Genomic DNA, 12,258 nt, shown 5'->3' with positions numbered 1-12,258 from the left:
TAAATTGAAGTTGGATATTGGTTATTGGGTATCCGACCCCATCTCACCAAACGAACGAGGATCCTGATCAAAGTCGTATTTTGGAGTGATTAATCTGATTCTGTGCGGAAGTATTTTTACAAGTATATTTCTTTTATCATTCAGTTCAGGAATTTCGCCATCCATATAGAGGGGCAGGTCACGCTGTGATTGGATGAGTATTTGCTGTCCCTTGTACATATGTGCTGCAGGCAGTTCGGTATGCAAGCCTTTCACGGCTTTCGGGATGAATTTCAATATCTTACGTCTGGACAGTTTATCGATAACGCAGAAATCGAACTCTTCATCATCAATTTTTGCGTCGGGTGTCAGGTAGAATTGTCCACCGCAGCAAATGCCGTTCCCAACGGTAACAAAAAGTGCATCTTTCTTAAATGTTTCACCATTGATCGTGAGCGTTACATAATAACTGTCTTTTCGGATGAGGGCTTTCATCACCGCATACATATATCCTGGGAATCCATTGAGCCACTTGTTTTTTATATATGATATTGCAACCTGCGCATCGAAGCCGACACCAAGCGTATTGATAAAATAAAAATCTTCCACCTGCCCGATATCCACAAGGTTAACATGATGATCTTGAATGATTTTTATGACGTCTTTGAGTTTGTGAGGAAGAACAAGGTTTTTTGCAAAATCATTACCACCGCCAATGGGAATAATGCCAACATTAACATTATTTGGATAACCGGATTTCATTATGCCGTTAATCACTTCATTTATGGTGCCGTCACCACCTGCGGCGATAATGTTCTCCACCCCCTGAATAACAGCTTCGTGGGCAAAGTCGATCGCCTGACGCGAGCAATTTGTCAGCACCAAATCGTATGACATATCGAGTTTAGTAAAAAAATGTTCGATATGACGAACACTTTTGAATGCTTTACCTTTGCCTGCAAACGGATTGAGAATAATTTTATACATTTTTGTTGTTGCTATTCGTTTCGGATTTTTTAGTATTTTCTGTAAAATATTTTCTTGAAAAAGGAGACTTTATTATTTTGTGGATTTCTTCAAAAAGGTTTTTCATTCCCTCAAGATTTTTTCCGCCAGCCATTGCCATATCTGGCTTTCCGCCGCCCTTGCCGCCTACGTATGCAGCAGCTTTGTTCACGATCTTACCAGCATGAAAACGCTTGGTCAGGTCTTTGGTCACAATGCATACGAGGGAGACTTTATCATCGATTGCTGCACCGAATAAGCCGATACACGAACCAATTTTTTGCCTGAGTATATCAGCAGCTTCTTTGAGTTGATGAACGTCATTCACGTTGAGAATTCCGGACACAACAGCAACACCTTCCACCTCGATTTTTTGCGCAATACGTTCAGATATAACATCCCTTAACGTCGATGATTCAAGTCCATCGATGTGCTTCCGCAGTTCCTTGTTTTCAGCATGCAATTTATCTATTTTTTCTGGAACTTCAGATAATTTTGTATTCAACTGCCCTTGTATCTGATGAAGAATGTGCTCGTGTTCTTTAACGAAATCATAGGCGAAAAGACCTGTTACTGCTTCGATCCTGCGAACCCCTGCGGCGATAGAGCTTTCTGAAATGATCTTGAAAAAACCGACATCACCCGTTCGCTGGCTGTGCAGACCTCCGCATAGCTCCATCGAATAGTCACCAATACCAATAACCCGTACTTTCTTTTCGTACTTTTCACCAAAGAGAGCCATCGCTCCTTTTTTTCGTGCGTTATCGAGATCTTCAATTGAGGGGTTGACAGGAATGTTCGAGATGATTTTTTGATTCACAAGACGTTCAACTCGCTCGAGTTCTTCGGTGGAAACCTGCTGAAAATGAGTGAAGTCGAATCTTAATCTATCCGGCGCAACATGAGAACCTTTCTGATGGAGATGGGTGCCGAGTACTTCACGAAGTGCTGCATGAAGAAGGTGTGTTGCAGTATGATTTCGCGCAATATTTTTCCGTCGTTCAAGATCGACAAGCGCTTTTACATTTTTCTCTTTTATTGCACCGCTGACCAACTTACCAAAATGAAAGATCACATCATTTTGTTTCTGCACATCCTCAACCACTATCTCGAATTCGCTATTGAATATTTTTCCCGTATCAGCAACCTCACCGCCGGATTCTGCATAGAACGGAGTTTTGTCGAGTACAAGCACGACATTATTGTCCTCATCAACATAGTAATGCTCGATCCTGCAATTTGCTGCGTCGTTTTCATATCCGATGAATTCACTTTTATGTTCTGCCGGCACATCCAGTTTTGAAAATGAGTCTTTTTGGTGATCGAATTTAGCATCATCGCGTGCACGAGCTTTTTGTGCTTCCATCTCTTTTTCAAATCCCCTTTTATCAACTTCCAGACCTTTTTCTTCAGCCATAAGCTCAGTGAGATCAAGGGGGAATCCATACGTATCATAAAGCATAAAAGCATTTTTACCTGAGATAATGGTGCTGGTGCCGAGTTGATCAACGATATCGTTGAATTTACTGATTCCCATATCCAGCGTCTGGTTGAATCGCTCTTCTTCTGCATTGATCGCCATCTTGACGTGCATCTTTTTCTCGATGATCTCAGGATATTGATCACCAAGAATATCACAGACTGTATCGACAAGCTCTGCAAGGAAAGGTTTGTGGATATTGATGATCCTGCCAAAGCGTGTTGCTCTGCGCAAGATTCTTCTGATGACATATCCTCTTCCAACATTTGAAGGAAGTACGCCGTCCGCAATAGCGCATGTCAGGGCTCGTATATGATCTGAGATTACTCGAAACGAATGTTTGTCATCTTCAAATTTTGTATCTGCAATCTTTTCTATTTGACAAATGATCGGCATGAACAGATCGGTTTCATAGTTTGATGTTTTGCCTTGAAGAATTGCAACGAGACGCTCGAAACCCGCGCCGGTATCCACATGCTTTTTGGGCAGGTCTATAAGTTCTCCATTTTCAAGACGGTTGAATTGTATAAACACGAGATTCCATATCTCGACATAGCGTCCGCATGAACCGTTCACTTCACAGATATGGTTTGGATCATCTTTGTGAGAACAATGGTCTATTCCTCGGTCATAATGGATTTCCGAGCACGGTCCGCAGGGACCGGTATCTGCCATTTCCCAGAAATTGTCTTTATCACCGAATTTAAGTACACGCTCAGGTGCTATATCTGTGACCTTTTTCCATAGCTCAAAGGATTCATCATCTTCATAATGCACCGATGCATACAATCTGTCTTTGGGAATATTCCAGATTGAGGTAACCAGTTCCCATGCCCATTCGATCGCTTCTTTTTTATAATAATCACCGAATGACCAGTTACCGAGCATTTCGAAGAAAGTGTGGTGATATTCGTCCTTTCCAACTTCCTCAAGATCGTTGTGTTTACCTCCGGCGCGAAGGCATTTCTGGCTGTCAACTGCTCGTGTGTAATCTCGTGAACCGGTTCCAAGAAAGATGTCCTTGAATTGGTTCATTCCTGCGTTTGTAAAAAGCAGTGAAGGATCGTTGATCGGCACAAGTGGAGCAGAAGGAACTATCTCGTGACCTTTTGCTGCAAAGAAGTCTAAAAAGCTTTTTCTGGTCTGCGAACTGGTAAGCATGAAAATGATATCCTTTTTGTGGTTACACAAAATTCGACACGTGTGCTGTCAAGAAAAATCACGTAAGAGAGCTAAGACCAAAAAATTTGACAAACAAATGGGTGCTTAAAAATGTAGCGAACTCACGGGCCAGTAACTCAGTGGTAGAGTATCGCCCTTTTAAGGCGAGAGTCGAAGGTTCGAATCCTTCCTGGCTCACCATTTAGTTTTTTCCTTTAGGCCCCATCGTCTAACGGTTAGGACTCAGGATTTTCATTCCTGCAATAGGGGTTCGATTCCCCTTGGGGTCACCATTTGTGATTTCTTGCGAGAAATATCTCGTAAGTAACCTATAATAAGTAAATTAAGGGTGTTCGATAAAGAGCACCCTTTTTTCATTTTCCATCAAACATAGTCACGATAAAATCTATAAGTAACTCTATAGCAATGAATTGCGAGGTTCGATTCCCCTTGGGTCTATTAGGCAATTCTGATATTTTAATGAATAATTTACCTGTAGATTAAAGTATACCAATTCAAGTTTACGCATTCATAAACAAATCATAACCGTAACTGTAAATGAAAATATTACATCTTTTGGTACAAACCGAGTTCTTCTTTTACTGTTTTACTACTCATTATTTATATATTTGATAAGAAATTCCAACTTTTTTGAGTGGTGGCGTCACAAAATAGGTATTTTTATGATATATATAAAAAGAATGAGATTAAATAGAGAATCATGACTATAAGAATTATTTTATATGATTATTTTATAAAGATACGTGTTGCATCTATTTATTATTTATCAAGTAAGGAATTTACAGAAAAAAATAAAAATGTAAAGAATACCATTTCCTTTGATTATGTTACAGGTAAGAACAAATTCAGTTGAACAGACCTATCTATCGTGATTCCCAAAATAGATAGGTTTTCTTATTGACAAAAAATTCGAACATAGTAGAAAGGAATTTATGAAATGGAATATTGAGATTGCCGGGAATACTCCTTTACGAATTACCTTTATAGGAAGGAGGAAAAACGGGATAAAGGAAAAAAATATAATGAGGTTAACATGAAAAAGATATTTCTTACGATAGTAATTACATTAGTAACATTAACAATATGTTTTGCTGATACGATAGTGGTTGACTGCAATGGCAATGGAGATTATACAACCATTGAAGCAGGCATATATAATGCACAGAATGGTGATGTTGTCTGGGTTTTAGATGGTGTTTATAACGAGAATAATCTTAGCTGGCAAAACAAACATATAACGGTAAGATCATACGGTGGTCCCGATAATTGCATCATAGATGGTGAGGAAGATCTTAGTTATTATAGTGTTTTCAATTTAACAGATTCTAATATCAACAATAATGATTTAATTTATGGTTTCACAATCAGGGATTTTGAATTCGATGGAGATCATAGTCCCGAGAAAGGAGCTGTAATTAGTTGTACTAATGGAGCTTCACCAATCATAAGAAACTGCGTTATTGAGTATTGTACTTATGATAATTCAACAGGAACTAATCACTATGGTTTGGGAATTGCAATATATTGTGAAGGAAATACTATTGTAGAAGATTGTGTCATTAGAAATAATGAAGGAATTGACGTTGAAGGTGGTATTGCAATTGCATGTAAGGATAATGTTACAATCCGAAATAATGATATTTACAATAATAGGTTAAGTTCCTATTTAGGATACGCTACCACTGTAGATCGAGAAGGTATTGCAATTTATATCGTTGCAGATGATGATAATTCACCAACTATTGATAATAATAACATCTATAACAATACGTACGATACCTATTCAGTCAGTGAGGCTTCATTGCTTTATTCAGAATTCGATGATTCATGGGACGATAATGAAGATCCGATTGAAATTATTAATAATACAATATATAATAATGATTCTCAACAATTAATTCATCTAACTGATAATGCTGAAATTGCAATTACAGGTAATATGATTTATGAAAATAACTGTGATTATTCAAGTTCCGTCATTTGCATCCGACATGTTCCTTCGTATTCAAGTTCTGATTCTTACATAATTAATAATAATACAATTGTTGATAATGATTGCTATGATAGTATGTATGATCTTAATAAAGCAGCTGTATATTTAGGTGATTCAGGATATTATAATGGTATTTACAACAATATCATTGCATTTAATGAAGGATACGGCATACGATGGAATACTGGGACCGAGTTATTAGTTGTTGGATATTCCGATCTTTATGATAACAGTTTAGGTAACTATGATTCATCCCCTTCTCAGGAAATATACTGTTTGGACTGTGATCCTCTCTTTACAAATAGAACAAGTGACGATTACACCCTGAAGTGGAATGCTGGTGGTTTCTCTCCCTGTATAGACACAGGACATCCCGGTGCACAATACGAGGACGCAGATGACACCCCTGCAGATATGGGCGCTATCCCTGTTGCTTCGCATGATTACTTCAAAGATGATTATGATAATGAAGAGTTCGATAATGTTGATTGGATGTCTTTCCCTGTATTGAACAGAACTACAACGAATTGGATGAGAGCAGACAGCGTCCTGATTAAACAGGGATTAATGGATGATGATCAATTTTATAATGATGACATTCTTTATAGAGTTGTTTATCAAAATAATGAAGCAGTTTGGTATAACCAAGGATGGCAGATTGACTTAACGGATGATGAATTTGACAGCAGGCAGGGCTATAAGATTGAATTAAAGGAGCAATATGATGACATACCCGTGAAGGGTATCTCCGGCACATGGCTCGATGAGAGCACAAAGATAGGTCTTCTTACTGAGCAGGAGAATTGGATTGGCTGTTTTTTGGAAGAACCGGCTGCTTTTACAGACGCGTTTGATTCGATATGGGATGAATGGAGTGCTGTGTATTCGGAGCACTGGGCTGTTGAACGTCCGGAACCCGGAACGACTCCCTGCATTGTTGATTCTCTCACTGTAAATCCAGGAGAACTTTATATAATAGAAGTGTATGAGGAATGTGATCTCGTTTGGAATGAATCCTCTCCACCAGTTCCACCAAAGACAAGAGAAATGACCGATTATTTTACCTATACTGAAAAAATCGACTATATGGCTATAAATATTGATACAGTCTATTCAGATTCATCAATTGCTGAGATTGCGGTGTTCAGTGATGATCAATGTATTGGAGCGAGTAAAGTGCATAATAATAATTATCCGGTTCAGATCCTCGCATATACCCCTGAAACATTAAAGAATGGTAATAACGGACTGGAATTCAAATTGTACTACGAAGGTCAAAAAGGTGAACCTTTTAAATCGATTCCGTTCATTATGTATAGTAATGAAAACCAGGCATATATTGCAAAGCCCCTCTACTATGAACGAAAATCCTTTGCAACAGTTAAACTGAATACAAATGAATCCTCTTTTATTCACACAATCACATTGTTACAGAATTATCCGAATCCAGTAAGAACGAACATGACAACGATCAGGTTCATGCCTGAACAGAATGCAGCACATACGGAACTAAACATATATAACATACGTGGTCAATTGGTACGAACCATCGATTGTGACTGTATCATATCTTCAGGAAGCAAGGATGTATATCATTCTGTTTCGTGGGATTGCAGGGACAGATATGGTAACGACGTAAAGAACAGCATCTATTTCTATAAACTTACTTCAGGCAATAAAACCGCTCTTCACAAAATGTTACTCATGAAATAAAAGTATAATAAACTCCAATACCCCCTCTCTGATCTATTTCGGAGAGGGGGAACGGGGGTGAGGTAATGATGAAAAATTTATCCATAGCAATTATATTAATTATACTTCCTTTTACTAATATCTGGTCATCAACCATAATCGTAGACATCAACGGTACCGGAGACTACACAACTATTCAAGAGGGTATAGATAACGCATCTGACGGAGATATTATTCTTGTTTATCCAGGCACCTATTTTGAGAACATAGATTATAAAGCAAAGAACATCACGGTTGCAAGCAAGTACTATACAACAGAAGATGAAGCATATATACAAAACACGATTATCGATGGAAATAATAATGGTAGTTGTGTGGTTAACAAAGACGGGGGAGATGAGGCGAGTATATGTGGATTTACTATCCAGCATGGAAGTGGAAATGATGATGGGTATGATAATACCTTTGGTGGTGGAATATACATTGGGTATGGAGATGATATTATAAACACATTCAATATATTAAATTGTATTATACAAAATAATGTAGCCGACATCGGAGGAGGAATTTTTGTAAATGATTGTCTAGAACTAAATATTTCTGGAACCAAAATTATAAATAATTTTGCTCACGGAACAGGTGGAGGTATCAACAGAGGGGATAGTAATGTTAATATTTCTTTTTCACAAGATGAACCCTGTGATATATATTTGAATTATGCCCCCGCTGGTAGTGATGTTTATAATCATTTAGGTAATATGACGGTTTATGTTGATACCTTTACTGTCCAGGAACCAGATAAATTCTATGCTTATTCACGACATGGAACTATCATAATTACAGTCAACAATCACAAGATAGAACAAATTAATCATGATATTTATGTATCACCTGATGGTTATAATACAAACAACGGTTTGGATTGGAATAATGCGTTAAAGAATATATATTATGCACTTATTATGACAGAATCGGATAGTACGCATCCAAACACAATTTATTTAGCAGAAGGTACGTATTCACCATCTGTAACTGGTGAATTCTTTGCATTTGGTGGGAAGGATTATCTTTCTTTAAAAGGTGCAGGTAAAGAGCTTACTGTCATCAATGCAGAACAAACAGCAATTCTGTTTGAAATAGATAAAATTTCGGATTATGTAGTACAAGATATTTCTCTAATTAATGGTTTTGGACATTATGTAGGTGGTATAGATATTAATTATAATTCATCGGTAAATTTTGAAAATATCATTATAGAAAATAATGATTGTATTGGAGATGGAGTATCACATTTATTTTTATATTCAAATTGTTTATCCTCACTGAAAAATGTAGATATAAGCTCTTTAGGTGAGACCAACGCAGTTGCATTAAGTGCAAGACTCAATACTTCATTATTACTTAATAATTGTAAGATAAGGGGTAATATTGTGAATCCAGCTACTGATAATTTTGGAGCTATAACGTTTAGTAATAATACTTGTCCGGTAATAGTAAATACAAGTATTACAAATAATTATGGAATTCTTTGTAGTGGTATTTCAATAACATGGAGTTATGATAGTGCTTATTTGATAAATTCTACTGTCGTTGATAACAAGGACTGTTCTGAAGGAACAATACGCTTAGTTGATGATAGTCATATACATTTAATTAATACGATTCTTAGGAATGAACCGGATACTGAGATATGGTTTTCTCCAATTGGAGATCCTTGTTCTGCTTCTGTGGAGTACTGCAATATTGACGGCGGCATAGATGCAATCAACACAAATAATAATGGTACATTATATTGGGGAGACGGCAACATAGACGAGGATCCGTTGTTTGTTGGTGGGGATCCGTTCAGCTATGAGTTAACAAAATATTCTCCCTGCATAGATGCAGGCACGCCGGATACAACGGGACTGCATTTACCTGCAACGGACCTGGCAGGAAATCCGAGAATATTTAATGGAAGAATAGACATCGGCGCGTATGAGTGCCAGGATACAGTCAGTGTGGATCAACCGGATACGAGTTTTATTCATAATTTGTATTTATTCCAAAATACACCGAATCCCTTTACGAATGAGACCGAAATATTATTCATCACAGCGGATTATACAAGAGTAGAAGATTACAAACTTTCAATATACAATACACGAGGACAACGTATTCGAAGTTTCGATGGAAGAACCAACAATTTCTGGGCAAAAACCAAGATTTTGTGGGATGGTACAGACGAATATGGAACACAGGTTGCACCAGGAACATATTTATATAAGTTAGAGTATAATGGACATGCAGTGGTGAGGAAGATGGTGAAGGTTAAGTAGTAGCTGGCAATCACAGCAAATCCTTCAGTACTTCATTCATCACCACGAGCTCTTTATAGATCTCAATGTAATCTTCGAGGTTAAGGGTCACCATTTGTGATTTCTTGCGAGAAATATCTCGTAAATAACTTATAATAAGTAAATTAAGGGTGTTCGATAAAAAGCACCCATTTTCTTAACCTAGCAATACAAAACCTGTAACTGACACTATATCAGTGAATTGTGGGGTTCAATTCATGCTTGGTTTTCTTCAAAGTTTTCTTATAAAAAAAAGCCGTCGCATTTGTGACGGCTTTATTCACTTTAGCAATATAAGATGGATTGAACTAATTTATTTTTGAGACGGTTTTTAGTTCTGTATTATAATAATATCCCCATTCGCCCATTGCTGCGAGTGCTTGGGCTGGATCGTTATACAATGGTAAAAGGTTCATTTCAGAAGGATCATATAGTGTTTCTCCAACCATGTTTCTGAGTAAAATAGGGTAATAGGTTTCATCATTGAGCCAATCAGCTTCCCACCAGGTAACCGAGTTGAAGAAATGATCTAACACTGCCCTGTAGGCTCTTTTGGCCTGTTCTCGTGCATTTTCACTACCACCTACTGTATACAGTTCGTGCAAAGACTTTGCAGTAAAGTATTGATATTCACCAGTTGGACTTTTCGCTAAGATTGTAGCCCATAAATAGAATTTTGATTTTGCAGACGGGCATTCATCATTGAGATCCCACACATTACCCATATATACATTCGCATCTGCATATGGGTTTTCTGGATCGTTCAAGATATCAGTGTTTGGATAGATGCCTTCATCAGCCCCATATAAAGTAAGTTGATAATCAGTTGGCAACTCAATGATATCAACGATTGAGCCATTTTTTCGATCACAAGCAGACAAAAGTACTAATAGTATAATAATAATCGAAAATATTGCTAATAATTTTATTCTCATTGTTTTCTCCTGTAAAATTTTATGTTTCATAATGTTCTCCTAAAAATCTATCCTGAAATAGACACCTGTTTGAAATTCATAATCACTCATTTCATCAGAATTTTCATTCCCAGGAGAATTTTCATCAAGCGTTCTGAATATAGTTTTAAATCCTAATTTGCTCGAGAATTCTTCACTCAGGAAATTGTCGATCAACACTGAATAGTCAAACATGAATTGATAGGGGAACGTTATGTTGAACTGACGATACCAGTCATAAGGTCCCCAGGCATTCTTCTTTGCATAACAGGAAATGATATGTTTTTTATTGATAATCACCTTACTATCAAATGAAAGGTATTTTGGAGAATTTCTTTCTGGATTCCCAGTTGATTGCTGTCTACCACCTTCGATATTAGCAATGATTTTGAGAGTTCTGCTGGGATTCATGATAAAACGTCCTTTCAACAACCAGACATTTTCTGCTGGTAAACCGCTGGCAAAGGGAACATTTGTCTTTCCTTGCTGATAATAGAACAGATATGCGTCAGTGGCAGTTTCATACTTTGTGTAATTTCCACCTATACTAAACGCTAGGTCAGCATCCTCTCTGTAGTCACTATCCCATGCATAGAAATAACTTGCTGGAGTAGGATCATAGGTCAGAAAGAATTCACCAGAGGTTGCTTCTCTATTGTCCAGCACAGCAAATGGATCACTATCGCTGTTGCGAGGAGAAAGCCCCGGGTAGAATTCAGTACCATTTGTGTAAGGTTCGATACTTGGATTTGGACCAATGAGGTTTTGTCTATACATGAATCTGGGTAAAAGCCAGAAATTACCCCATGGGACTAGCATACCACCTTCATAGACAATTTTATTTCCAAGAGCTGAATAAGGCATTGTAGTATCGAATTCTCGCAATGGATTACCAGCATTTGCAACTAATCCTGAATAGGTAAAGGAGGCATCAACCAAAGTTCCACCAAACGGATTAAAGGTTATCTTAGTTTTAATTCCTTGAGTGTCTTCAAATTTAATCTTATCTTCATAAATCGTTGTATCGTTGCCCACATAGAAGAATTTTTCATCTAGTCTTTCACTACCAGAAAAGAGGTATCCTATTTCGAGTTTTGTTTTTGGTATAATGTTCGTCTCCATACAGAGTGAGGTCTGGCGAGTTGCACGTGATGTTGCTTCTGTAGCAGTTGCAGATGCATTAGCTCTCACAAAATCTTCAGCATGGATAAGTGTGTATTTAAATTTATAGTTACCAAAATCATATTTGATCATCGCTTTAGGATTTGCGCCCCAATAAACTTCGGGACCTGCCACGACAGTGAGTCCATGCATGAAATTTTTTCCGATAAATTCAAATCCATAGGGTGCTTTAGCATTCCAGATATCCATTCCTTCCATATCTGTTGCTTCATACATTAGTCCATAGAAATCACCTTCATAGCCCCAATGGAAACGAGGTACATGATAGAACATCGAGAGGTCAAAACTATCCGTGCTGTAATTGGCATCGAAGCTATAAATCTCTATTCTTTCATTATCTTTGATTTCTTTAGTCGTGTTAACTTCAAGTCCATCATCATTTAATTCAGTGATGACTGAAGTATAATATTCTCCACGTTTCCCATAATATTGTTCGAGTTTTTTATCAACGACATT

General features: G+C 37.5%; 6 protein-coding genes and 2 tRNA genes. 4 read left to right on the top strand and 4 right to left on the bottom strand.

Annotation, left to right across the window (positions count from 1 at the left end; translation table 11 throughout):
- Window positions 1–21 precede the first annotated feature (21 nt).
- Both JW794_03730 and alaS read right to left on the bottom strand, forming a co-directional pair.
- The gene (locus JW794_03730; GenBank protein MBN2017228.1) at window positions 22–966 is read right to left on the bottom strand and encodes a diacylglycerol kinase family lipid kinase; all 945 of its coding nucleotides are present in this window, start codon (window positions 964–966) and stop codon (window positions 22–24) included.
- On the bottom strand, window positions 959–3,625 hold the full coding sequence (gene alaS, locus JW794_03725; protein MBN2017227.1) for an alanine--tRNA ligase: 2,667 nt from the start codon (window positions 3,623–3,625) through the stop codon (window positions 959–961). Before alaS ends, JW794_03730 begins: the two co-directional genes overlap by 8 nt.
- 126 nt (window positions 3,626–3,751) lie before the next feature.
- Here alaS and JW794_03720 point away from each other — a divergent pair.
- The 4 genes from JW794_03720 to JW794_03705 all read left to right on the top strand — a co-directional run bounded on the left by JW794_03720 (window position 3,752) and on the right by JW794_03705 (window position 9,649).
- A tRNA-Lys gene (locus JW794_03720) sits at window positions 3,752–3,826 on the top strand.
- 17 nt (window positions 3,827–3,843) lie between these two features.
- A tRNA-Glu gene (locus JW794_03715) sits at window positions 3,844–3,918 on the top strand.
- Between the two features lie 761 nt (window positions 3,919–4,679).
- Window positions 4,680–7,352: a T9SS type A sorting domain-containing protein gene (locus JW794_03710; GenBank protein MBN2017226.1), complete on the top strand. Its 2,673-nt coding sequence runs from the start codon at window positions 4,680–4,682 to the stop codon at window positions 7,350–7,352.
- Between the two features lie 941 nt (window positions 7,353–8,293).
- Window positions 8,294–9,649, top strand: coding sequence for a T9SS type A sorting domain-containing protein (locus tag JW794_03705; GenBank protein ID MBN2017225.1), 1,356 nt, complete (start codon window positions 8,294–8,296; stop codon window positions 9,647–9,649).
- 326 nt (window positions 9,650–9,975) lie between these two features.
- On the opposite strand, the gene JW794_03700 is transcribed toward JW794_03705, so the two are convergent.
- Both JW794_03700 and JW794_03695 read right to left on the bottom strand, forming a co-directional pair.
- The gene (locus JW794_03700; GenBank protein MBN2017224.1) at window positions 9,976–10,632 is read right to left on the bottom strand and encodes a hypothetical protein; all 657 of its coding nucleotides are present in this window, start codon (window positions 10,630–10,632) and stop codon (window positions 9,976–9,978) included.
- Between the two features lie 9 nt (window positions 10,633–10,641).
- Window positions 10,642–12,258 (bottom strand): hypothetical protein (locus JW794_03695; GenBank protein MBN2017223.1); only part of this gene is annotated, 1,617 nt, incomplete at its 5' end.

The sequence above is a fragment of the Candidatus Cloacimonadota bacterium genome, from assembly GCA_016932035.1.
Taxonomy (GTDB): domain Bacteria; phylum Cloacimonadota; class Cloacimonadia; order JGIOTU-2; family JGIOTU-2; genus Celaenobacter.
The sequence above is the reverse complement of the archived record's forward strand: the minus strand, read 5'-3'. Positions and strand labels throughout refer to the sequence as shown.

What these genes read in the sequence shown, in the direction of transcription:
- JW794_03730 (MBN2017228.1), bottom strand. Translation starts at nt 966, where the DNA reads ATGTATAAAATTATTCTCAATCCGTTTGCAGGCAAAGGTAAAGCATTC.
- JW794_03705 (MBN2017225.1), top strand. Translation starts at nt 8,294, where the DNA reads ATGACAGAATCGGATAGTACGCATCCAAACACAATTTATTTAGCAGAA.
- JW794_03710 (MBN2017226.1), top strand. Translation starts at nt 4,680, where the DNA reads ATGAAAAAGATATTTCTTACGATAGTAATTACATTAGTAACATTAACA.
- JW794_03700 (MBN2017224.1), bottom strand. Translation starts at nt 10,632, where the DNA reads ATGAAACATAAAATTTTACAGGAGAAAACAATGAGAATAAAATTATTA.
- alaS (MBN2017227.1), bottom strand. Translation starts at nt 3,625, where the DNA reads ATGCTTACCAGTTCGCAGACCAGAAAAAGCTTTTTAGACTTCTTTGCA.